This window comes from Enterococcus sp. AZ149 (genome assembly GCF_051714285.1).
In the GTDB taxonomy this organism is placed as follows: Bacteria; Bacillota; Bacilli; order Lactobacillales; family Enterococcaceae; genus Enterococcus_D; species Enterococcus_D entomosocium.
Map to the genome: position 1 here is coordinate 165,874 of NZ_JBIORO010000001.1, position 22,046 is coordinate 187,919.

At 44.1% G+C, this 22,046-nt stretch carries 22 protein-coding genes; 14 read left to right on the plus strand and 8 right to left on the minus strand.

The window, feature by feature from the left end; genetic code table 11:
- Window positions 1-38: 38 nt before the first annotated feature.
- Window positions 39-1,061, plus strand: coding sequence for a YeiH family protein (locus tag IGI94_RS00770; RefSeq protein ID WP_422705494.1), 1,023 nt, complete (start codon window positions 39-41; stop codon window positions 1,059-1,061).
- Between the two features lie 165 nt (window positions 1,062-1,226).
- Here the strand turns inward: IGI94_RS00770 and IGI94_RS00775 are convergent, their stop codons facing one another.
- Window positions 1,227-1,994 (minus strand): DeoR/GlpR family DNA-binding transcription regulator, encoded by a 768-nt coding sequence (locus IGI94_RS00775; protein WP_005232717.1) that lies wholly within the window; start codon window positions 1,992-1,994, stop codon window positions 1,227-1,229.
- A 332-nt stretch (window positions 1,995-2,326) separates the two neighbouring features.
- Here IGI94_RS00775 and ulaG point away from each other — a divergent pair, with 332 nt between their 5' ends.
- Genes ulaG through araD form a run of 7 tightly spaced genes read left to right on the plus strand, consistent with a single transcriptional unit; the run spans window position 2,327 to window position 7,960 of the window.
- Window positions 2,327-3,391 (plus strand): L-ascorbate 6-phosphate lactonase, encoded by a 1,065-nt coding sequence (gene ulaG / locus IGI94_RS00780; protein ID WP_422705493.1) that lies wholly within the window; start codon window positions 2,327-2,329, stop codon window positions 3,389-3,391.
- 49 nt (window positions 3,392-3,440) lie between these two features.
- Window positions 3,441-3,914, plus strand: coding sequence for a PTS sugar transporter subunit IIA (locus IGI94_RS00785; protein ID WP_438899302.1), 474 nt, complete (start codon window positions 3,441-3,443; stop codon window positions 3,912-3,914).
- Entirely contained in the window at window positions 3,915-5,381 is a 1,467-nt protein-coding gene (locus IGI94_RS00790; RefSeq protein ID WP_016611581.1) for a PTS ascorbate transporter subunit IIC, read from the plus strand.
- 22 nt (window positions 5,382-5,403) lie between these two features.
- Window positions 5,404-5,697 (plus strand): PTS sugar transporter subunit IIB, encoded by a 294-nt coding sequence (locus IGI94_RS00795; RefSeq protein ID WP_008376531.1) that lies wholly within the window; start codon window positions 5,404-5,406, stop codon window positions 5,695-5,697.
- Between the two features lie 60 nt (window positions 5,698-5,757).
- Window positions 5,758-6,396 (plus strand): 3-keto-L-gulonate-6-phosphate decarboxylase UlaD, encoded by a 639-nt coding sequence (locus tag IGI94_RS00800; protein ID WP_438899303.1) that lies wholly within the window; start codon window positions 5,758-5,760, stop codon window positions 6,394-6,396.
- Between the two features lie 6 nt (window positions 6,397-6,402).
- A complete protein-coding gene (locus IGI94_RS00805) occupies window positions 6,403-7,302 on the plus strand; it encodes an L-ribulose-5-phosphate 3-epimerase (RefSeq protein WP_429961668.1) in 900 nt (299 codons plus the stop codon).
- Window positions 7,274-7,960 (plus strand): L-ribulose-5-phosphate 4-epimerase AraD, encoded by a 687-nt coding sequence (gene araD, locus IGI94_RS00810; protein ID WP_035006426.1) that lies wholly within the window; start codon window positions 7,274-7,276, stop codon window positions 7,958-7,960. Before IGI94_RS00805 ends, araD begins: the two co-directional genes overlap by 29 nt.
- A gap of 43 nt (window positions 7,961-8,003) precedes the next feature.
- Here the strand turns inward: araD and IGI94_RS00815 are convergent, their stop codons facing one another.
- The 6 genes from IGI94_RS00815 to IGI94_RS00840 all read right to left on the minus strand — a co-directional run bounded on the left by IGI94_RS00815 (window position 8,004) and on the right by IGI94_RS00840 (window position 14,023).
- On the minus strand, window positions 8,004-8,507 hold the full coding sequence (locus tag IGI94_RS00815; protein WP_086316755.1) for a GNAT family N-acetyltransferase: 504 nt from the start codon (window positions 8,505-8,507) through the stop codon (window positions 8,004-8,006).
- Window positions 8,508-8,711: 204 nt separating this feature from the next.
- Window positions 8,712-10,151 carry a 6-phospho-beta-glucosidase gene (locus IGI94_RS00820; protein WP_008376521.1) on the minus strand — a complete coding sequence of 480 codons (1,440 nt, stop codon included), beginning with the start codon at window positions 10,149-10,151 and terminating at the stop codon, window positions 8,712-8,714.
- A gap of 32 nt (window positions 10,152-10,183) precedes the next feature.
- On the minus strand, window positions 10,184-11,494 hold the full coding sequence (locus IGI94_RS00825; RefSeq protein WP_008376519.1) for a PTS sugar transporter subunit IIC: 1,311 nt from the start codon (window positions 11,492-11,494) through the stop codon (window positions 10,184-10,186).
- Between the two features lie 159 nt (window positions 11,495-11,653).
- Window positions 11,654-12,412, minus strand: coding sequence for a MurR/RpiR family transcriptional regulator (locus tag IGI94_RS00830; protein WP_005232695.1), 759 nt, complete (start codon window positions 12,410-12,412; stop codon window positions 11,654-11,656).
- A gap of 57 nt (window positions 12,413-12,469) precedes the next feature.
- Window positions 12,470-13,396, minus strand: coding sequence for an ROK family protein (locus IGI94_RS00835; protein WP_005232693.1), 927 nt, complete (start codon window positions 13,394-13,396; stop codon window positions 12,470-12,472).
- Between the two features lie 75 nt (window positions 13,397-13,471).
- A complete protein-coding gene (locus IGI94_RS00840) occupies window positions 13,472-14,023 on the minus strand; it encodes a GNAT family N-acetyltransferase (RefSeq protein ID WP_005232691.1) in 552 nt (183 codons plus the stop codon).
- A gap of 321 nt (window positions 14,024-14,344) precedes the next feature.
- On the opposite strand from IGI94_RS00840, the gene IGI94_RS00845 reads away from it, so the two are divergent.
- The 4 genes from IGI94_RS00845 to IGI94_RS00860 all read left to right on the plus strand — a co-directional run bounded on the left by IGI94_RS00845 (window position 14,345) and on the right by IGI94_RS00860 (window position 17,635).
- Window positions 14,345-14,713: a YxeA family protein gene (locus IGI94_RS00845; RefSeq protein ID WP_016611572.1), complete on the plus strand. Its 369-nt coding sequence runs from the start codon at window positions 14,345-14,347 to the stop codon at window positions 14,711-14,713.
- Between the two features lie 296 nt (window positions 14,714-15,009).
- Window positions 15,010-16,356, plus strand: coding sequence for an amino acid permease (locus IGI94_RS00850; RefSeq protein ID WP_008376509.1), 1,347 nt, complete (start codon window positions 15,010-15,012; stop codon window positions 16,354-16,356).
- Between the two features lie 106 nt (window positions 16,357-16,462).
- A complete protein-coding gene (locus IGI94_RS00855) occupies window positions 16,463-16,891 on the plus strand; it encodes a DUF1761 domain-containing protein (RefSeq protein ID WP_008376507.1) in 429 nt (142 codons plus the stop codon).
- Window positions 16,892-17,134: 243 nt separating this feature from the next.
- Window positions 17,135-17,635: a hypothetical protein gene (locus IGI94_RS00860; protein WP_420680824.1), complete on the plus strand. Its 501-nt coding sequence runs from the start codon at window positions 17,135-17,137 to the stop codon at window positions 17,633-17,635.
- A gap of 106 nt (window positions 17,636-17,741) precedes the next feature.
- On the opposite strand, the gene IGI94_RS00865 is transcribed toward IGI94_RS00860, so the two are convergent.
- Complete coding sequence (locus IGI94_RS00865) at window positions 17,742-18,878, minus strand: serine protease (RefSeq protein ID WP_430599792.1); 1,137 nt, start codon at window positions 18,876-18,878, stop codon at window positions 17,742-17,744.
- Between the two features lie 426 nt (window positions 18,879-19,304).
- On the opposite strand from IGI94_RS00865, the gene IGI94_RS00870 reads away from it, so the two are divergent.
- Entirely contained in the window at window positions 19,305-20,609 is a 1,305-nt protein-coding gene (locus IGI94_RS00870; protein ID WP_438899304.1) for a hypothetical protein, read from the plus strand.
- Between the two features lie 49 nt (window positions 20,610-20,658).
- The gene (locus IGI94_RS00875; RefSeq protein WP_430599794.1) at window positions 20,659-22,044 is read left to right on the plus strand and encodes a hypothetical protein; all 1,386 of its coding nucleotides are present in this window, start codon (window positions 20,659-20,661) and stop codon (window positions 22,042-22,044) included.
- Window positions 22,045-22,046: the final 2 nt, after the last annotated feature.

A 22,046-nucleotide genomic window follows, 5' to 3' on the forward strand; every position in this document is an offset into this window, starting at 1 on the left:
CAATAAATCCTACTGATCGGTCAATCTATGTATAATGGATGTTATATGAAAGGATGAAAGCAATGAAGCAACGACAAACAGCTTTGATACTTCCCGGTTTGTTCCTGTCCTTTTCGGTAGCCGTCATCGCCCGAATCATGGCTTTGGCTGTACCAAAATTAGGGGGAGCAACCCTTGCTATTTTATTAGGAATCATTTTAGGAAATACACTGTTCAAGCAAGAACGCTATCAAGTCGGGACGAAGGTTGCGGAAAGTCGTCTCCTAGAATATTCGGTGGTTTTGCTGGGCTTTACCGTCACTTTCCAGACTATCAGTGAAATGGGTCTTCGGGGCTTTCTCTTTATTTTGCTGATGATGAGCTTGGTCATTACCGCTGCTTATTTGATAGGGAAAAAAATGGGCTTTAATCAAAAGATGAGCCTGATGATGGCAGGCGGCAATGCTGTCTGTGGGTCCTCTGCGATTGCGGCGATCGCACCAGCCATTGATGCCGATGATGAAGAAAAAGGGCAGATCATCACCTTGGTCAATCTTTTAGGAACGGTGATGATGCTGACGCTGCCGTTTTTAGGCTTGGCCTTATACGGCGATGATCTATTGCAAAAAAGCGCCTTACTTGGCGGCACACTGCAATCCGTCGGGCAAGTCGTGGCGGGGGCTAGTTTGATTGATGCCGACACCGTCAAATACGCGATGCTCTTTAAAATCGCGCGCATCATCATGTTGGCAGTCGTCGTCATTGTTTTTGAACGAATGACGACAAAGACCCCCACCAAAAACAAAGGTAAAGGTAAGCTACGGCTGCCGATCCCTTGGTATGTGTTGGGCTTCTTGACCATCTGTATCTTGAACAGCTTCTTGCCGCTGCCTAGCTGGTTGAATGAGGGGGCTCATTTTATCAGTACGTGGTTTGAAACAACGGCGTTGGCAGCCATCGGTTTGCGCCTGGATTTCCGCAAGTTTTTAAAAGAAGGACCGCGCTTTTTATTCTATGGTCTTTCCGTTGGAGCCGTCCAAACCGTGGGTGCTGTTGCGTTGATTTGGTTGCTGCGGCTCTAATTCACACGAGGCACATCCCATAAAGCACGTTTGAAGCGTACGATTGTTTAACGAAAAAAGCCACGACGGTTGATCGAAGGGCACGCTTTGCTGTTTCTGTTGGAAGAGGCAGCAAGGCGTGGCTTTTCAGATCAACTGTCGGGCTTTTTTTAGCGACAAAGATGGTTAGACGGGAACTTGGATGACTTGAACACCTTGTTGCTCAATCAAGTCGATGACTTTGGGATCAGAATAATGGTCGGTGATCAGCAGATCGATAGCCGCAATTGCGCCAATCGTAAAATTGGATTGCTTACCGATTTTTCGATAATCCGCGATAACGATCAACTTGCCAGAATTTTCGATGATTTTCGCATTGACTTTGGCTTCGTGGATCACTGAAGTGGAAATGCCGGTCTGTAAATCTAACCCACTACAACCAATGATCGTAACATCAGAACGAACATGAGAAAACGACTCCACGGCGATATCCCCTGACAAGGCCGCTTTAGGATAGCGTATTTCGCCGCCACTTAAAACGATCGTTGATTTTGGATGGTGTTCCATTTGGATCACACTTGTATTGTTCGTCAACAAACTGATTCGTTTGTCCGTTAGATGGCGCAACGTTTGAGCGGCGCTAGTACTCGTATTGACGAAAAGGGTATCGCCATCTTTTACTTGGCGAGCCGCTTCTTTGGCTAGTCGATCTTTGATGTACTCGATCGAGTCGGTGGGATGCGCTTCATCTTCATAAGCTTCACAGTATTCGATTTTTCCGTGGGTTTGTTTGATCTGACCCATCTCACTCAGTACGGTACAGTCTCTGCGGATCGTCATCTCTGATACTCCCAACTGATGACTGAGGGTCTTCACATCAGAAAAACCAGATGTTTTTATCAGATCGATCAATTGTTTTCTCCTTTGCCTCACTTCTTCATTGGAACGTTTCACGATACTTCCTCCTTACATGCGCTTTATTCTATTCTTGTCTTTCATCGTTTATCCAGATTGCGATTGCCTTTGCATAGCAAAAACCTTCTCGCCTCATTCTCGCAAGTTCAAGTGATGATCCCACACCATTTGTTGAGAAGCAACGATGTGTTTGTTGTTTCTTCTTTCGAACTCATTTTAACATATCCCCTATACATTACCATATATATTAAATAATCACATTTATTTATGGGTTAATTAACATATAATAAGCTAAATTAACATAAAACTAGATTGAAAGCGTTTTTCTATATGTTAGAATCAAAGTGTAAATAAGCAAGGGAGGAATAAGAATGGCACATGTAAATGATGTTTCGAAAGAGAGTTGGCTTTTAAATACGTTTCCAGAATGGGGGACCTATTTGAACGAAGAGATTGAAAATGAGCTTGTGAAAGAAGGCACAGTTTCCATGTGGTGGCTAGGCTGTACGGGTATTTGGCTGAAGAGTGCGGAAGGAACCAATATTTTATGCGACCTTTGGTGCGGCACTGGCAAGCGCAGTCATGGGAATGGGCAAATGAAAAAAGGCCATCAAATGATGCGAATGAGTGGTGTACAAGAAATGCAGCCTAACCTACGGACTCAGCCCTTTGTGATCGATCCATTTGCAATCAAAGGAGTGGATGCGTTAGTGGTGACCCACATCCATTCCGATCATTTAGACATCAATACTGCCGCCGCAGTCCATCAAAATTGTCCAGAAGCAAAATTCGTCGGTCCCCATGAAGTCGTTGCAACTTGGTTGAAATGGGGAATACCAGAAGAAAAAACCATCGTGGTCAAACCGGGGGATGAAGTGACCATTGGGCAGGTGAAAATCGTCGCTTTAGAAGCATTCGATCGAACCGCTCTGATTACTTGTGAAGATCCGGATACCAGCTTGAAAGGAAAAATGCCACAGGACATGGATCGTATCGCAGTCAATTACTTGTTTGAGACTTCCGGTGGGGCGATTTATCATGCAGGAGATTCTCATTATTCGAATGTATTTGCTAAACATGGGAATCAGTACAAGATCGATGTTTGCTTAGGTGCATATGGCGAAAACCCGCGGGGCATCACCGACAAAGTTACTTCAATCGATATGTTGCGGATGGCCGAATCCCTCAATGCCAAAGTGGTGATTCCCGTACATTATGATATCTGGTCCAATTTTATGGCTGATCCAAAAGAGATCACCGAGATTTGGAAGTTTAAAAAAGATCGTTTGAACTATGAGTTTAAACCGTATATTTGGCAAGTTGGCGGCAAATTCACCTACCCAACGAATAAAGATGATCTTGAATTTAATTTCTATCGTGGCTTCAAAGATGTGTTTTCGGTCGATAATGATACGCCATTCCCTTCTTTCTTATAAAAGAAGGGGGAGGATGCTGCAAAAGCCAAATTTGAAAGGAGCAAAGGTAATGCTGCGTTATTTTTATGAAAATGAGTTGGTTGCAATCAACCATGAACAGCCCGAAGACTGGGAAGCCGCTATCTGGGCGAGTGGCGAAGGATTAAAGCAAAAGGCGTTGATTACGGATCAGTACATTGAAGATGTCATTCGGGATGTCCATCAATACGGTCCTTATATTGTGATCATTCCCAAAGTAGCCATGCCCCATTCTTCAGCAGAAAGCAAAGGCGTCTTAGGAACAGGGATCGGGCTGACGATTTTTCCAGCGCCCGTCTCGTTTCAGGAAGATAATCCGGACAAGGAGGCGCAGTTGTTCTTTATGCTCGCTGCCAAAAACGCTGAAGCACATATGAACAATATCGCTGGTTTATCAGAGATGTTGATGGAAGAGGGGCTGGTAGAAGATCTATTAGGTGTAAAAACGATGGCAGATTTTGAAGTGGTGATGGAGAAATATGACCAAAAAGAAAGCAGGGATTAGATGGAAGTGGTAGGAGATTTCTTATTGAGATGCTGGGATTACTTTGCTCAGAATATTTTGATGCAGCCAGCTTTTTTGATCGGTTTTATTGTACTGATCGGTTACTTACTATTGAAACGGCCGTTTGTTGAATGTGTCGCAGGTTTCTTAAAAGCCACCGTTGGTTACTTGATTTTGACGATTGGCTCTGGTGGATTGGTCAATAATTTCCGTCCGATCCTGGTGGGGCTTAAGGAGCGTTTTGAATTAGATGCGATGGTCACTGACCCGTATTTTGGTCAAAATGCGATCACCGCCGGCATTGAAGAACGATTTGGACGCACCTTTGGTGACACGATGCTCTTATTATTGATTGCCTTTGTTTTTAATATCTTACTCGTTCGCTTTAAAAAATATACTAAGCTGCGGGCCGTCTTCACTACTGGAAATGTGCAAGTACAGCAAGCCGCAACGGCCTTTTGGTTGCTGCTATTTTGTTTTCCAGACTTGGGTCGGATCGAAGTCTTACTTGTCATGGGCTTGATCTTAGGCTGCTATTGGGCGGTTGGTTCCAATTTGACCGTGGGCATCTGTCAAGATTTGACGGAAGGTGCTGGTTTTGCGATTGCCCATCAACAGATGTTTGGTGTTTATTTCTTTGCGAGACTTGCGGAACGGTTCAAAAAGAACAAATCCAATCGGAAATTAGAAGATGTCGAACTACCGGGTTTTTTATCGGTCTTCAATGAAAATATGGTATCGACTTCGATCCTGATGCTCTTTTTCTTCGGTATCATTTTAGTGACACTTGGACAAGATTATTTAATAACAGCAGGATTTATGGCAGAAGGACAAAGTTTCTTGTTTTATATTTTACAAACATCACTGATGTTTGCCGTCTACTTAGCAATTCTTCAATTAGGTGTGCGCACCTTCGTTTCCGAATTGACCGAGTCATTTCAAGGAATCTCAAATACGATTTTACCAGGTGCTGTTCCGGGGATCGATATCGCCGCAACCTTTGCCTTTGGTTCACCAAATGCTGTGACGGTGGGCTTTTTATTCGGTGCATTAGGACAATTTTTAATGATTGCTTTACTGATTTTGTTCCGGTCACCAACGATCGTGATTGCCGGGTTTATCCCACTGTTCTTTGATAATGCAGCGATTGCCGTTTTTGCCAACAACCGTGGAGGTATCAAGGCGGCTTGTCTTTTCCCATTCTTATCAGGCATCATTCAGATCGGTGGTTCGGCCTTGATCGCTACTTGGGTAGGATTGTCCCAATATGGCGGCTATCTTGGTATGTTCGACTGGGCGACCGTCTGGCCATTCTTTACAGTATTGATGAAATTCTTAGGCATCATTGGTGTGGTTCTTGTGGTGGTGATCTTATTAGTGATTCCACAATTGCAGTACCGCAGAGATCCAGAAGGGTATTTCTTGATCGTAGATGATTACGATGCGTATGTAGAAAAACAAAAATAATGAATTCTTAGGAGGAAAAAAGATGAGAGTATTAGTATCTTGTGCAAATGGATCAGGAACAAGTTTGATGATGATGCGGAGTGTTGAAAAAGCTTTGAAGTCTGAAGGGATCACAATCACCTCTATCCACCACTGCGCGATTTCTGAAGGCAAAAGCACCGCCAAGAATTACGATGTGGTCTTTACGCCAATGAACTTTGTCAATATGTTCGATAAAGCAAAAGAAAAGGGCGTAACAGTGATCGGGGTCAGAAATGTGATGTCTCCAAAAGAAATCATTGAGCGGGTCAGAGAAGCGGGTCTTTCAAAGGAGTAGTCAGCGTAACAGGATGTGGCAAAACAAAAAGGTTGGTCAAACAAAAGAGAGGGGAATTTCATGAGCATACCAAAACTACAGATTGCTTGCGATCACTCCGATTTAGCTAGTGCACTGGCAGATATCAAAAAAGTCGGCGATGTGGTTGATATTATTGAAGCAGGGACTATTTTATTGTTGCAAGAAGGAGAACAGGTATTACGCTGTTTCCGAGCAATGTATCCGGAGAAGTTGATCGTAGCAGACACAAAATGTGCCGATGCCGGTGGGACGGTCGCCAAAAACTGCCAGCAAGCTGGCGCGGATTATATGACCGTGATTTGTGCAGCAACGATCCCAACAATGAAGGCAGCAGCAAAAGAAATTGCTGAGATCCAAGTAGAATTATATGGTGACTGGACCTACCAGCAAGCACAGCAGTGGCTAGATGCCGGCATCTCACAAGCCATCTATCATCAAAGTCGTGACGCATTGTTAGCTGGTGAAACATGGGGAGAAAAAGATTTAACGAAAGTCCGTAAATTGATCGATATGGGGTTTCGAGTGTCAGTCACGGGAGGATTGAGCGTCGGGACGTTGGCTCTGTTTGCCGGCATTGATGTGTATACCTTTATCACAGGACGAGGCATCACTGCCGCTGACGATCCGCAACAAGCAGCAGTTGATTTCAAGCAAGAGATTTTACGGATTTGGGGGTAGTTTTCTATGAGTTTGATCGGTCTATATGAAAAAGCAACACCCAAAGCCCTTTCTTGGCCGGAACGATTGCAGTTTGTCAAAGACCGAGGTTTCGACTTCATTGAAATGTCCATCGATGAATCCGATGAACGCTTGGCACGCCTAGAGTGGAACCAAGCACAGCGCAAAGAGATCGTCGAGGCAATCTATGACTCGGGGATCAAAATCTTGTCTTTATGTCTCAGTGGACATCGGCGGTTTCCCTTTGGTTCGATCGATGAAAAAAAGCGCAAGCACGCGATGCATCTGATGGAAAAAGCCATCGACTTGGCTTCAGATTTGGGTATTCGCTGCATCCAATTAGCCGGATACGATGTGTATTATGAGGAAAAAAGTCTTTGTAGCCGAGAATGGTTCATTGCCAATCTAAAAGAAGCCGTCGCCAGGGCGTCTGAAAAGGGGGTCGTTTTGTCACTAGAGATCATGGATGATCCGTTTCTGAATTCTATCTCAAAGTATTTACGGATCAAGGAGCAGATCCCTTCGCCCTATCTACAAGTCTATCCAGATGTCGGGAACCTGTCGGCCTGGCCAGAAAATGATGTCGGTTATGAATTAGAAAAAGGCATTTGCGAGATTACCCAGATTCATTTGAAAGATACATTGGCGGTCTCAGATAAGTTTCGAGGAAAGTTTAAAGAAGTACCGTTTGGCACTGGGTGTGTTGATTTTGATGGCTGCTTACGCACGCTGAAGCGGTTGAATTATAACGGTTCTTTTGTCATCGAGATGTGGAGTGAGACGAGCGCTGACCCGATTGGGGAGATTGAACAAGCCAAAGCATTTTTATTACCAAAACTAAAGGAGGTCGGTTACCTTGATCAATCAGCTTCAATTGATGAAAGAGCGAGTTTATCAAGCCAATAAGAGACTGCCTGAGGAAGGGCTAGTAAAGCTGACTTGGGGAAATGTCAGTGAGATTGATCGAGATTTAGGGATTATCGTCATTAAACCAAGTGGTGTTGATTATCAGACGATGACGGTTGATTCAATGGTGGTTTGCGACTTAACGGGAACACCGAAAGAGGCGAAGACGTTGAAGCCTTCCTCGGATATCAAAACCCATGCGCTATTGTATAAGCACTTCGAAGGCGTCAAGGCGATCGTCCATACGCATTCGACAAATGCGGTAAAATGGGCACAAGCACAGCGAGACATTCCTGCATATGGAACGACGCATGCGGATACTTTTTATGGTAGTGTCCCTTGTACACGACCATTACGGGCCTCTGAGGTAACGGCAGACTATGAAAAAGAAACCGGCAAAGTCATTGTCGAGACGTTTGAAAAGCGGGGATTAGATCCGCTTGCATGCCCAGCTGTCCTCACAGCGGGACACGGTCCCTTTACTTGGGGGCAATCTGCGGAACAAGCGGTCAGCAATAGTATTGTTTTAGAAGAGGTTGCAGAAATGGCACTAGGTACCGAAGCTTTGACCTTGGATCGAACACCGATCGCTGATTATTTGCTGGATAAACATTATTTCCGCAAGCATGGCGAACATGCTTATTATGGACAAGGATAACGGAAAAGCAGCCATTCCTAGCGATCAAGGAATGGCTGCTTTTCTATTCGTTTTCTTCAACGAGTGTTTTCACATAAAAGCGATCCATCGTGGTATGCTGTGCCGCCAATAGTGGCTGGGACAATGCGCGATAGCCGGCTTTTTGATAGACATGCAAGGCAGCTTCTAAAGAATGATGGGATTCTAAATAGAGTTGCCGATAGCCTAGTTCAAAAGCTTTGGCCTCGATCTTCGCCAGCAGGGGATAGCTGAGGCGCTGCCCTTTGGCGGCATCACTGAGATAAAATTTTTGCAGCTCGGCGATTTGCCCTTCTGAATCATAAGTGGCAAGACCACCGCCGCCTAAAAGGATACCCGATTCATCGGTGACGACAAAATAATGGCGGCTAGCAGGATCTGCTGCATAAAATTCACTTAAGTGGTCTAACTCGGGATCAAAATAGGCAGTTCCTGGAACCGCCAACTGGTGGTCGGTCAAGCTTTTGCGAATGATAGCAGCTAATGGCGCATCATCTTGAGATTGGATCGGACGAAATATCGGCTTCATGCAGTTCCTCCTTAACGTAAAAGTAAATGAATAGCTATAGTGTACCACAGCATCGAGGTAGTGTTTAGTGATGATAAGAAAAGCATCCTCGCAATGGCGCACCTCTTTAATAAGAAAACCGCCCCCTCGTTGCCAGGCTCCTAATGTAAAAAGGAGGATGGCGAAACGAGGGGGCGGTTTTTGTGTTAGTCATGGAAGCAGTAATTAGAGCGTTTCACCATTAGAGGCGATTACTTGCTGGTACCACGCAAAGGAATCTTTTTTCAAACGATTCAAGGTTCCTTTGCCGGTATTGTCTTTGTCGACATAGATCATGCCATAGCGTTTCTCCATTTCGCCGCTGCCGAAGCTGACGATATCAATGATCCCCCAAGGCGTATAACCTAATAGCGGTACACCATCTTCAACCACCGCTTTTTCCATCTGTTCGATATGCTCTTTCAGGTAAGTGATGCGGTAGTCATCATGGACTTGCTGTTCATCGGTTAATTGATCGTAAGCACCAAAGCCATTTTCTACGATAAATAGCGGCAAGTCATAGCGTTGATAGATCGTATTTAACACATAGCGCAACCCGACTGGATCGATAGGCCAGCCCCAATCAGAAGCACTGATATAAGGATTACTCACGATTTTTGCTCCCGGGATATCCTCAGTTGGTGTGCCAGCCACTTCATCAAGGGTTGAGATCGTTCCTGACATGTAATAGCTGAACCCAATATAATCAACGGTTCCTGCTTTTAATAGCGCTTGTTCCTCGGGCGTGATCTCAATCGTGATGCCTTTTTTTGCCCAATATTTTTGCACATAGGTTGGGATCTTGCCTCGTACGTGGACGTCGCTGTAAAAATAGCGCCGTTCATTGGCTTTGACGGATGCCATCAAATCAGCTGGCGCACAAGAGTAGGGGTAGACCGGGACATAGGCCATCATACAACCAATCTGAAACTCTGGATTGATTTTTTTGCCTTCGATCACGGCTGCCGCGCTGGCAATCAACTCATTGACGCCCGCTTGAAAGACGAGTGCTTCTTTTTGACTGTCATCCTCGATGATCATGGCAGAATTGGTCCAAACGTGCAGCGGCTCTTGCCCATCTGCTTGATTATTGATCTCATTGAAAGTCATCCAATACGTCACTTTGTCATGATACCGTTGAAAAACAGTCTTAGCGAATTTGACAAAGAGGGGAATCACTTCTTTGTTAGCAAACCCACCAAATTCTTCATAGAGGGCATAAGGCATTTCAAAGTGAGACAAAGTGATGACGGGTTCGATGCCATTTGCCTGCAATTCGTCGAAAAGATCATCGTAGTATTGGAGACCGGCTTCATTTGGTTCTTCTTCTGTTCCAGTTGGATAGATCCGGCTCCAAGAAATCGATGTGCGTAGACATTTCAAGCCCAGTTCTTTGAATAACTGGATATCTTCTTTGTAACGGTGATAAAAGTCAATGGCTTCATGGTTCGGGTAATATTCCCCTTCAATGACTCCTTTGGTGATTTTACGGGGAATACCGTTGCCACCGGCCGTCATGACATCGGCGGTACTCATTCCACGGCCAGCAACATTCCAAGCGCCTTCCGCTTGATGGGCAGCGATCGCGCCGCCCCATAAAAAATCTTTCGGCATTTTTGCGGACATAAATTTCATTCCTCCTCGACTCATTCGTTTGCTTATAATTCTACTTTCTGGGAACGGTTAGAGGCGATCACGAAAGGCAAATAGATCAAGACCGAAATCGCAAGACAAACGACACCGACAACCGCAGCGATCGCATTTCCTCCAGTTCCTAAAAAGAGATTAATGATTCCTGGGGTCGTCCATGGTACCCCAATCGCTGGGGTCGGCATGATCGGCCAGACAACAGTGACAAAATAACCCACCAAAATATTGACCATTGGTGTCAAAATAAACGGAATGATCATGATTGGATTCAAGACGATCGGTAGACCGAAGATCATCGGTTCATTGATTTGGAAAATTCCTGGAACTAAGGACATCTTAGCGATCTCACGTTGTTCTGGACGTTTTGAAGCGATGAAGATCGCAATGATCAAGCCCAATGTCATACCAGTTCCGCCCATATTTGCGAACATATCATTTAAAACGCCCCAGGTTTCTTTGTAAGGAACGTCCCACAAGGAGCCGCCCTGGTTGATAAAGTCTAGGTTAGCTAGATCTTGTTCGGTAAAAATCGCTGAACGAACCGCATTCAATGTGTTTGGTCCATGGATCCCGATCGCAAACAACGTGGTTTGCAAGAATGCCAAGATCAAGACACCGACGACATTGCCCCCCAGATCCCGCAATGGACTTTGGATCCCGTTGTAAATCAGTTCATTGATGCCTTCCGGTGCAATCATTAAAACTAAGAAATTGATCAAAGCAGTGACTGCCACGATGATCACGATCGGAATCATGCCAGAAAAGGAACGGGAAACAGCTGGTGGTACCATTTCAGGCATTTTGATCTGCAATCGTTTGACCTTGAAAAGCTTGGGTAAGAATTCACCGACCAAACAAGCCACGATCATAGCTACGAACAACCCTTGGGCGCCTAAATATTGTGTAGAGATCACATTGACATCATCTACTGCAAACGAGGTCGGGTACAAGATCATAAAGGCAGCGACACTTGTCAAACCAACTAACGTAGCATCTGCTTGGAAATGCTTGGCTAAAAGTTGGGCAACAAGAAACGCAATGAATAAACTCATGATGTTGATGGTCCCGTTCGCCACGGAAGCTAGGACTTGCTGGGCGCTTTCCAGATTCGGGAAAAGTCGATTCAGTTGAAATAATTGCACGATGAAACTTTCATTGGAAAATAAAATATTGTTGACCAAAATAACGAGAGAAGAAGCGATGGTCAGTGGGAAAATCAGCATGAATGCATCCCGGATCGCTGCTACGTGGCGTTGATTGTTCAACTTTGTTGCGATTGGTACCAACGAGCGGTCTAACAGGTCATTGAATTTTTGCATAATAATAACACCTTTCCTTAATTGATGCCATCATTATAGCGAATGAAAGCGGCTAAAAGTAAGCGGATACGGATTCCGTACATATCTCTCAAGAAATGAAAAAAATTCCGCATCCGGAACACAGTGTTACAAAAAAAGATGGTTCAGTAAACTGAACCATCAAGGGTTGGAACGATAATCTTGTAAATAGCCGATCAGTGTTTCTAAAATCGCTACTGAAGGCAATTGACTAGTCAAATCAAGAAAGATGTCTTTGCGTTCCTCTTTGATCGCATACTCGATCGAATAATCGCACAGGCGTGCCAACGTACTTTCCCGATTAGGGGTAATGCAGTATTTCTGCACGATCGCTTGATTGTCTAAACCGGTAATGACTTCGATCAGTTCTTTGGTTTCACCAGAGACACTCAGAAAAACCAAAACATTTTTTTGATCTTTTCGCAAAAAGCTTTTGATTGGGTAGGTCAGCTCATCAATGCTGATACTAAAGTAACCGAGACTGGCTAGCTTGCGGGCAACGTATTGCGCGATCGCACCGGATGCCCCCATCCCCATAAATAAGATCAAATCGGCATCCCGCATCGCTTCGGCAAGTTTTCGTATTTGGTATTCCGCATCAGGGTGGAAGATCTGCATATTCAAGCCTTTGATGCGCGCTTCTAAACCTAAGTGTTCAGGATGCGCGTCAAAATGGGCTTTTTCTAAATGATTTTTGATATAGAAGCGAAATTCTGGAAACGACTGAAAGCCGACTTTTTGAATAAAACGAAAGACCGAAGTCGAAGAGACATGAGCATCATCGGCAATGTCGCGCACACGCATATACGGGATCTTTTCTAAGTGATTGACGATAAAACGGTAGATTTCTTGTTCTACCGCAGAGAGCTTGTTCAAGTTTAATTGTTCAAAAAGCGCCATGCTGGTTCCTCGCTGTCCTAGATAATCAATTTACACCAGTATAGCATATCCGAACTTTTAACGGTGCAGCTGTTGGTGGATCTGATAGACTGCGCCGATCAAGCCGGCATCGTTTTTTAGCTTCGCTGGACGAACAGGCGCGATGGTTTGTCCGCGCAAATAATTAATCGCTTCATGCCGTGTTTCCGTGATCGTCAAGCGAGCCTGCAGGCGTTCCCAGAAATAAGGATTGGCGCTGATACCGCCGCCGATCAATACCAATTCTGGGTCAAAACAGCTAATCAAATTGATCAGTCCTACAGATAAATCCGTTAGAAATTGGTCCGTCAGCTTCAGCGCCAACGCTTCGCCTTGCTGCGCGCGGTCAAAAATCTCTTTGGCGTCTTGGGTGGGTTCAAAGCCAGGAACTGCTGCGCCAGATAAATTGTAGAGGCGAATCAAGCCGCCCACGACGGCAGTTTTTTTATTGATGGAACTTTCCTCGATATTGCCTTCTTCTGGCAGCTGATCAATCACCATCCAGCCAAATTCACCAGCCATGCCATGAGCACCTCGGTAGACTTGATTATTGATCACGATCCCACCGCCTACACCAGTGCCTAGGACAAGACACAAATAGTTGGCTACCTCTTGCGCATTCCCGATCCATTTTTCAGCAATCGCTGCTGCATTGGCATCATTTTCCACCGCCACCGGCAATCCTGTACGCGCTTCCAAGACTGCTTTAAAATTTTCACCATATAACGATTTGATGGCTCCAGCCGTTAACATAAACCCGTCTTTTTGAACGATCCCTGGGGCACTGATCCCAATGCCATCAATCGTGTGGCGGCTCTGGGCATCTTCGATGATCGTGAGTAGATCCTGATAAAACTGGGCTGGCTCATAGCTAGTGGGGATCGCTGATTTTTCAAGGATCACTCCGGTTTCATCTAAAACCCCATATTTAATACTTGTTCCGCCAATATCAAATCCTACGTACATTCTTCTTCCTCACCTTTCAAAACATTGTTGCCTTAAGTGTACCATCTGGCAGGAGGAATTTTTTTCTTTTTTCAGCTATTTTTTGACAGCCGTTTCCGCTGCATCCAAATAAAACAAAATGTCACTTTTGCCTTCCTGATTGGTTCCTTTGTACACCTCCGTATCCAGGCCTCCGATACGAAAGCCTGCTCGCAAGTAAAACAGACAGGCAGAAGGATTGTTGTCCTGCGCTTGTGTATAGATGCCGCGATAGTCTTTGGCAAGGGCCGCTTTCAGTGCCTGTTGGATCAACAGTTGACCGATTCCTTGCTTGCGGTAGTCTGTGTTGACCTTTAAGTCATAGAGGTACAGATACTTGAAAAAAGCGTCTTGAACGATCGCTAAGCCAATGCATTTTCCATCATCATAAGCACCGATAAACAGACTGTTTCGGCTCATTTCATCATAGCAATAATTTTCATCTGGGAAACGCATCGTCTGAATGTCTTCAGGTGCAAATTTACAGATCGTGTACTGCCAGTTGCCCTCATTATAAGACGGCAGCATTTTCCCCCATAAGGAGAAGGGTTCGTTTTTCAAGCGGATATCAGCTTGGTGTTCTTGATCGATCAGTTTGATTTCTAGCATGGGACACCTCGGTTTTCTATAGTTTTCAATCATGAGTATTTAAAAGTAAGTTGTTGCAGTTTAGTTTACTACAAAGAATGAAAAATCACGATACTTATTAAACAGTCTGGTCTTCCTGTGAGAAGGGACGTTTTTGTAGGAGTAACTTAGTTGTTTGTCTATACATTTAGGTGGAAAAAGCAGAAAATATTCTATTGATACCTTAGTCACAATGACCGACGGAAAAATACGTCTTAAGTTTGATTATATTTATCGCTTGTTTTTTTATACTGAAGGTAGATAGAAAAAACGGAGGACAATCACTTGAAAAAAGCAATTAGTATGATCCTGCTCGTGTTAACGATCGGGACCGTCACATTGGTTACATGGTCTTATTTTACGAAAGATGATTCCAGCGAACTGGTTCAGCTGGTGGATCGTTTCAATCCTTTCGTACCGGAGAAAAAGGTTTATGTCAAAACATCCAATGAGTATGGCGTGCCGCAAGAACATGATGCCTATGAATATACGCAAGAAGGAATCAATGAAGATGGACAAAAAATAAAAATCACGTTTTGGGCACCACAAAAATTAAAAGAAAATGCCTACCTAGAGCTTGATGCAAAGGGCAAACATGTGGAGTCGTATCAAGAGGTGACCGAGCAGGATCTCCCTGACGCTATCAAAGACGAGTTGGTTACGACCCATTGATCATCGAGCCTGCTTGAAGAAACGGACAGAAAGTCATTTCCCACAAGTTGGGAGATGGCTTTTTTTAGTACCTTCACCTAAAGAAAAGTTCGCCAAGATTTGATTTGGGTGAAAAAGATTAGAGGATGATAGAATTTTCAGAAAAAATAGATAATTTTTTCAATTCTTAGTTGCAATAGCAGAAACGTCTGGTATTCTCTATGAGGTAGTTAAAAAAAATCATTCATATAATTAAAAATAGCAACAGTGAGAGAATCACTGTGTATGAAGGATCAACGGTTTTCGAGGAGGAACGTATGACAGAAAAAAATCAATTAAAAAAACAGATGAAAACCAGACACATCACTATGTTGGCACTAGGTGGCGCAATCGGTGCCGGCCTATTCAAAGGCAGTGGGGAAGCGATCCAGTTAGCGGGGCCTGCGGTCTTGCTAGCGTTTATTTTTTGTGGGCTGATCTTATTTGTCGTCATGACAGGACTGGGACAGTTGGTTTTATCTGACCAAAAACAACATGGCCTTTCGGGCTTAGTCCAGCCGTATCTTGGCTTGCATACAGCTGATTTCATTGATTGGATCTACTGGTCAATGTGGATGATCAACATCATCGCCGAAGCAGTTGCTGCCGCAAGCTTTTTGCAGCTGTGGTTTCCCAATATTCCAGCTTGGATCTTTGTTTTGATTTTGGCACTACTCACGACCATCATCAATTTGTTTTCGGTCCGCTTGTTTGCAGAAACGGAATACTGGCTTTCGTGGGCCAAAATCAGTGTGGTGATTGTGCTGATCTTGGTGGGTCTCTATCTGGTTGCCACGCAAGTCTTTGATCTGGGCTTTTTACCGACGATGAGACAAATGACAGACTATGGTGGTTTTGCCCCTCACGGTCTCAAAGGATTTATCAATTCTTTATTGGTCGTAATCTATTCGTATGGCGGTTCTGAGTTAGTAGCCATCACGATTAGTGAAGCAGAAAATCCAAAAAAAGCGATCCCTCAAGCAATCAAAGGAGTAATGACTCGGATTGCCGCTTTTTACATCATTCCCATGTTTCTTTTACTGATCATTTATCCGTGGAATCAATTAGCAGATCCAAATGTCAGTCCCTTTGTAATGGTGTTTCAAAAAATCCATGTGCCTTTTGCTTCCGACATCGTTAATTTAGTGATCATTTTGGCCTTGTTTTCCTCCATCAATTCTGGGGTCTATGCTTCTTCAAGAACGTTGTTTTTCCGGTTAAGCAACAATGGCCAGAAAAAAAGCCGCTTCACGATGCTGAATAAAAACAGCGTGCCCCAACGAGCGATCATGTTTTGCAGCGGTACTTTATATCTTGGAGTCGTTCTTTCTTACTTTTTAGGCGACAAACTCTTCAATTATCTGGCAGGCTCCCTGTCGTATACTGTATTACTGATTTGGTTGTTGATCAGTGTGGCGGCGTTTGTTTTGGTACGCAAGCAGAAGAAAATGGGCTATACGATTTTTTTGGGTGGGGCGATCCTTGCGTTGCTTTTGCTGTTTGCCGGAATCTTGATCACTAACCCATTAGCGGTTACAGGTTTCACCGCATTGCTGTATACGATCATTTTTCTTAGTTTTTATTGGAACCATCGAAAAATAGGGGACACCAGTGGAAAAAGTTGAAGAACCCTCCCTTAAGGCATAAACTGATGGAGAAGGAACAGCCCGCTTGGCTATTTTTTCGCTTCTCAGGAACATGGCTAAAAATAAAGTAAAGGAGAATACGAAAATGGTTAATTTTTGGACATTGATTTTCGGCACCCTCAGCTGGGTTGTGGTGGAAAGTCTGCTTTACAACCCGATGCATAAGTGGGGCAAGTTTTGGGCGAAAGAATCAGGAATGGCAGAGAAGATGGACGGTCAGCAGATGACGACCGGTGACATGCTCTTTACCTTTGGCGGCACGATTGTTGGTGGGATTCTCTTATCGGCAGCGACCTATCAAGTCGTCTATTGGTTTGCCACATTCGATCATGATGGTTGGCTGATGACCTCCTTGCAAGTCGCTTGCTTATTGTGGCTAGGGGTGTATGGGGTCGCCACCTTCGTGATGGCTGTTTACTCGGGACAGTCCCGTAAATTAGTTGGGCTGCACCTTGTGAATGGGTTTCTAGGAGTGATCGTTTTAGGGCTTGTTGTCGGACTAATTGGACAATAGGCAGCGATCATATCCCAGCGAGAACGTTCAAAGATCTCAACGAATCAATCCTAAAGAAAGCCGATCTTGTCTCGACAAGGTTGGTTTTTTTGTGCGTGAAATTAATCTCACTATAAAAAAAAGCTATAAAAGCAAATTGTTTATGCTATACTGAAAATAACTCAATTTGACAGGAAACACAAACCCACGGGTTTTCGAAAAATCATGAAAGAAGGAAACTTATGGAAAACGAGGAGGGGAAAAATGAAAACGAAAAGCAAGTTAGGTAGAAGAATGTTTGCTACCGTTTGTTTGGCGGTGCTATTTTTTTTGGCAAGCTGCAGCCGCTCAGGGGTTGACTCTGCAGCTGCAAATCAAGTATTGACCAATAGCAACAGTCATCAACAAAATGCCTTGTACGTTTTGGAAGATGGAAAGCTCACCGTCAATAAAACGCTGAGTTTTTTGGTCGATCCGAATCAGGAACCTGCGGACTTGGTAGAAGAACAAGAGACGCAATTAGCGCAGATCAACGAAACACTACAAGCAGAGTTCCCCAAAAGCAAAGCACTGACTGTGGCAGACATCGGCACTATGCTCACCTTTGAAGTGACAAATGCCCAAGTGATCATTGATCAAGAGAAAAAGGAAGTGCGCATGACTGGCGATGATTTTGAGAAAGTATTCAAAATGGCGGACAACAATGACAAGCGTCTGATCGATGACGAACAAAACGAGTACGAGTTTTCTTATGAGGAAAATTAGCAAGTGAAAAAAACGGCTGCCTCCGACGAGACAACCGCTTCAGACTGTAGACAAACCTTAGACAAAAATGAGGTTTGTCTTTTTTCGTTGCAAAATTTAGTGACTATTACGGAAAACATTTTGCACAAGGAGTAAGTCCGCGGCTTTGCGCTTCTGCTAAAGTTGCAGGCGTGTAGGTACCGTTGCCGCATTTTCTCGTATGGTACTTGGAACCCGTTGGTGTAACAAGGACTGATGTTTGGGCTTGATTGCTAGCAGCGGCTGGCTGGCTTTGTTCTGGCACAGCGGCGGCTGCCTGCCGTTCTTCCTCCGCCTTAGCTTGTGCGGCTGCTTGTTCGTTGGCAGTGATCGTTTGCGCCACTGTTTTCGTTCGAGTAGCTAATTCCTCATCGGGGATCTTGAGACGAGCGACAGCATCTTCTGCACGAGCAAGGGCATCTTTTGTCGGCTCTGCCTCTGCCGCTTCCACCGCTTGGACAGCTTCTGCAACGAGGGCTTCTGCTTCTTTCTCAGAAATCTTGGTTTCTACAGTGGATAACCGACTTTCAAACGTTTCCTTGTTCAAAACCGCTTGTGCGACTAATTCTTTTGCCTGATCGAAATCACTGCGCTCAAGGGAAGCTTCAGCAGTATCGAGGGCTTTGCCGATGGCAAGATGTTCTTCCACCACGGTTAGCCGGGTAGCGAAATCTTCGTAGGTTTTACTCAAAGCATGAATCAGCGTCACAGCTTCGTCGTAATTCTTTTGGTTTGGCTGGGTTTCGGCAAGCGCCAGTGCCGTCTCGGCTTTTTCCAGTGCTGCTTGTTCTTGTTTTTCAGCTTGCAAACTCGCTAGAAATGCGCGAGAAGGTTTGACGGTGACGACTTCTTCTTTGGTGCTTCCACCCATTGAGGCTTGGAGGGTAAATTCCTGTTCCTCTTCATCTTCAAGTTGCACGGTGTAAGAAAATGTTTCGTCCGCCAGTGAAACCTCCACCCCGTTGATCGTCAGTTGCGCTTCTGGATTGGTTTGCCCAGTGATCGCTGCTTCACCTTGCTCATTCGTAACCAGTTCTGCTTCATCTACGTGAAGCTCCGGTGTTGTTGCAGGAGTCAATAATACCCCGCCGATCAATAAGAGAAAACCACCCATAAAAATAACGATTTTGTTGCGAAGCGGCTTTTTCTTGATCAAACTAAGAACAAAAAAGATTCCGCTTACAACCATTGTCAAAAAACCAATAACAAAAATAAACATCCCCATAACTCTTTCCAATTCCTTTCTTGTGAATATTTTAATTATAACATTTTTACTAACGTATCCGCCATCAATAACCGACTAGTAAGGGTTGCTGAGCGTACGGAAGAAGCTCAACTAGCAAATCAGCAATTATTTTTATCAATATTAAATAGATTTAAGATATTTTTTATTATAAAATGATATATAAAGGGTTGTTTTTTCGTTTGCGGTTGTTTTTTTGGTTAAACAGCTCTTGGTACAAATACACTTGTTTGCTTCATCACTGGAAAAAATGTTTCGAACAAACGGATGAGAGCGAGCAACTACCTGCAAACAAGCAGCTTTCCTTCGCTGCTTCCCCCAACTAACACCTTAAAAAAGATATTCCCCCTCACTTGCAACCAAGCCACTTCATTGATAAGAAAATCAGTATGTGCAAAAGGAGAAGCAATGAAAATCACACAAATCCAATGTCCCAGCTGCTTGGGTCAGTTAACCGTTGACTGGGAGACAGGAAAAGCAGTCTGCCAGTATTGCTTAACTAAGTCAGTCCTACATTCGCCACCAAAACAAACGCAAGAAGCTTCGAATGAACAAGCTCCCGTAGTTTTTCAAGAAGTCAAAGAAGGGTTTTATTCGTTTACCTTTAATGAAGACGAGGTAGCAAATGCCTTGAAAAAATGGCTGATCCAACAGGAATCAGTTCCTGAGGACATTGTCGTTCATCTTGAAGTCAGCGAGGTAAAACGATATTTTATTCCGATTTATGAATTTCAGGTGACCTATACGATGCACTGGGAGGGGGCCTTTGGCTACGATACCCATTCCATTGCTTGGGACGGCTCGCATACGACCACGTGGGAAAAGAAGCGAGGCGACCATCCAGATGAGACGGTCATACTCTATCAATGCGGCAGTTCGGAGGTGATCGAGCAAGAAATTCCTCAGAGCTTCGAGGTCAACGATGAAATGAAAAGAAAACCGCACTTTAGTACCGATCAAAAGGAATTTCAACAGCTAGTCTCAGCACATGCTATTCATGCTTTTCCCTTTGATATTGAGCAAGAGCAGGCGCTCTTTGGTTCTGAAAAACAAGCGGAATTGAGAGCCCATGCGAATGCGGTGATCCAGAAGAAAAAATCTGCCGATCAGCTAAAAGAGCTGCACCTAGATCTTTCCCTGATCAGCTGTGCTACAGAAAAGCTCTACTTTCCCCTGTATATGGGCACCTTCAAGTACCAAGAGCAATCCTTTGAATTTGCGATCGACGGCAAAGATCCTGACCGAATGAAGCTGCCGATTATCCCACAGTGCCAAGCTACCTATCAAACGGTTGCGAATTTTTCAAAAGCTCGTAAGGTTTTTGGCTGGTCCTCCGTACTCTTTTTTACGTTAGGTGTGATCCTGATGATCTTGGCGCTATTCATTTCTGAATGGATCCCTCTAGGAAGAGTGTTCAGAGCTGTCATAGGGGGGATTGTCATGAGTTCCCTGCCAACTGCAGTTTATTGGGTAGTATCGGGGATAGTGTTGCACTTTCTAAAAGAACAGTACCTCAAAACAGCCCAAAAATTTAGAGATGAGTGCCAAAGAGAATTATTAGGTAAGAAAACGGCTGGGACAGCTTTTTTAGCAAACTACGAGAAGCGTAGAAAGAAGCTTGTAAGAATCAGAAGATTTTATGAATGGCTCGATACGCTCGCTTATGTGGTCGTGGTCGTTACCCTTATTTGGAACATTCTTCGGTTTCTTTGATAAACCATCTTGTTGAAAAGAAAAAACGATTCATAAAAAAGGAGAAAAAATGAAAATCACCCAAATCCAATGTCCCAGCTGTCTGGGACGTCTAGAAGTTGATTGGGACTCAGGGAAAGCAGTCTGTCAGTATTGTTTAAATGAGCTGTTGATCAAACCGGAACAAAAAAACCAGGAACAAACAAAACAAGTCGTCTCGCTGAAAGAGTTGTCACGCATTCAAGGGACCGTCAAAGAAGGATTTTATCCGTTTGCCTATGATGAAAAGGCATGTGAAGCGGCGTTGAAAAATAGACTAGCATGGCAAGACACCATCTCGGAAAGTATCTTTTTTGAGCTAGAGATGGTTCATCTAAAACGTGTATTTATCCCGATGTATTATTTTCAAATTGCTTATGATGCTCAAGTGAGAGGGAGCTATGTCCACGAGGAACAGCAGAGGGGGAGTGGGCGCATTACTGCCGACATTTCTTTACATAACAGCGGGAATACAACAATTTTCAATGAATATTTCCCTACAGATACCCAAAAAGAAGCGGATTACAGTATCAATGGTAAGCTGCCGCTGCATCTTCAAAAAGGAGCCGCCTATTGCACGGATATGCAGCAGTTTTCGGCACTTAGCCAAGGCGTTCAGGTGCTGCCCTTTGATATTTCCAGAGAAGCGGCACTTGCTGATACCCATCTAATGGAAGTCTTTGAAGCAAAAGCCAAAGACCATTTGGTGGGAGCAGATGTTGCCAATGAGGTTCAACTGACTCTTTTTCCGAAACAATGTGATACGGAAAAACTGTATTTTCCTTATTACATTGGCGAATTCAAATACGGAAACCAAACCTATTCTTTCGTGGCTGATGGCACCGATGCTGAACGCCTTTTTCCAACCCAGCTCCCTGAATGTGAACAGCTGGTGCAAGTGAAAAAAAGTTTTTCGAAGACCAGCAGTGTCCTATGGCAGTTCTGCTATACCTTTTTTTCATTCGGAATAATTTCAGGGACCCTTTTAAATTTTATTTTTGGTGGATTTTTAATGCCTGCCGTTGCCTTTAGTTTGATTGGCACATCGATCGTGCTTTTTGTCATTTGGCTAGTAGTTTCATTTTTTTTGATTACGCAAAAAATCAACTTCTTTAAAGAACATAAAAAGTTTAAAAAGGATCTGAATCAAGCACTCAGTCAGCCACAGGCAAATCAAATAGCTATTTTGCAGACATTTGAAGCCCGAAAAAAGAAACTCGTCCGAAAGACAGTATTTTACAGTGGTCTGGAAAATATGGCGTATGAATTCGCATTGATTCTCTTCTTAGCAATATTGGTTTGGTATTTTGGCTTCTACGGCTTGTCTTTTGTCATGCTGCTGGCGTTTGTCAGCTGGAATACGATCCGTATTTTTACAACGAATAGCTCTGATCGATGCATCAAAACGAAAGGATGATC

Bases quoted from the DNA above. Each gene is read 5' to 3' on its own strand.
- IGI94_RS00835 (WP_005232693.1), bottom strand. From the start codon at position 13,396: ATGTACGTAGGATTTGATATTGGCGGAACAAGTATTAAATATGGGGTT.
- IGI94_RS00865 (WP_430599792.1), bottom strand. From the start codon at position 18,878: ATGGGGATGTTTATTTTTGTTATTGGTTTTTTGACAATGGTTGTAAGC.
- IGI94_RS00860 (WP_420680824.1), top strand. From the start codon at position 17,135: ATGAAAACGAAAAGCAAGTTAGGTAGAAGAATGTTTGCTACCGTTTGT.
- IGI94_RS00770 (WP_422705494.1), top strand. From the start codon at position 39: ATGTTATATGAAAGGATGAAAGCAATGAAGCAACGACAAACAGCTTTG.
- IGI94_RS00800 (WP_438899303.1), top strand. From the start codon at position 5,758: ATGAGCATACCAAAACTACAGATTGCTTGCGATCACTCCGATTTAGCT.
- IGI94_RS00820 (WP_008376521.1), bottom strand. From the start codon at position 10,151: ATGTCCGCAAAAATGCCGAAAGATTTTTTATGGGGCGGCGCGATCGCT.
- ulaG (WP_422705493.1), top strand. From the start codon at position 2,327: ATGGCACATGTAAATGATGTTTCGAAAGAGAGTTGGCTTTTAAATACG.
- IGI94_RS00845 (WP_016611572.1), top strand. From the start codon at position 14,345: ATGATCCTGCTCGTGTTAACGATCGGGACCGTCACATTGGTTACATGG.
- IGI94_RS00785 (WP_438899302.1), top strand. From the start codon at position 3,441: ATGCTGCGTTATTTTTATGAAAATGAGTTGGTTGCAATCAACCATGAA.
- IGI94_RS00805 (WP_429961668.1), top strand. From the start codon at position 6,403: ATGAGTTTGATCGGTCTATATGAAAAAGCAACACCCAAAGCCCTTTCT.
- IGI94_RS00850 (WP_008376509.1), top strand. From the start codon at position 15,010: ATGACAGAAAAAAATCAATTAAAAAAACAGATGAAAACCAGACACATC.
- IGI94_RS00855 (WP_008376507.1), top strand. From the start codon at position 16,463: ATGGTTAATTTTTGGACATTGATTTTCGGCACCCTCAGCTGGGTTGTG.
- IGI94_RS00830 (WP_005232695.1), bottom strand. From the start codon at position 12,412: ATGGCGCTTTTTGAACAATTAAACTTGAACAAGCTCTCTGCGGTAGAA.
- IGI94_RS00870 (WP_438899304.1), top strand. From the start codon at position 19,305: ATGAAAATCACACAAATCCAATGTCCCAGCTGCTTGGGTCAGTTAACC.
- IGI94_RS00790 (WP_016611581.1), top strand. From the start codon at position 3,915: ATGGAAGTGGTAGGAGATTTCTTATTGAGATGCTGGGATTACTTTGCT.
- IGI94_RS00815 (WP_086316755.1), bottom strand. From the start codon at position 8,507: ATGAAGCCGATATTTCGTCCGATCCAATCTCAAGATGATGCGCCATTA.
- IGI94_RS00875 (WP_430599794.1), top strand. From the start codon at position 20,659: ATGAAAATCACCCAAATCCAATGTCCCAGCTGTCTGGGACGTCTAGAA.
- IGI94_RS00840 (WP_005232691.1), bottom strand. From the start codon at position 14,023: ATGCTAGAAATCAAACTGATCGATCAAGAACACCAAGCTGATATCCGC.
- IGI94_RS00795 (WP_008376531.1), top strand. From the start codon at position 5,404: ATGAGAGTATTAGTATCTTGTGCAAATGGATCAGGAACAAGTTTGATG.
- IGI94_RS00825 (WP_008376519.1), bottom strand. From the start codon at position 11,494: ATGCAAAAATTCAATGACCTGTTAGACCGCTCGTTGGTACCAATCGCA.
- araD (WP_035006426.1), top strand. From the start codon at position 7,274: ATGAAAGAGCGAGTTTATCAAGCCAATAAGAGACTGCCTGAGGAAGGG.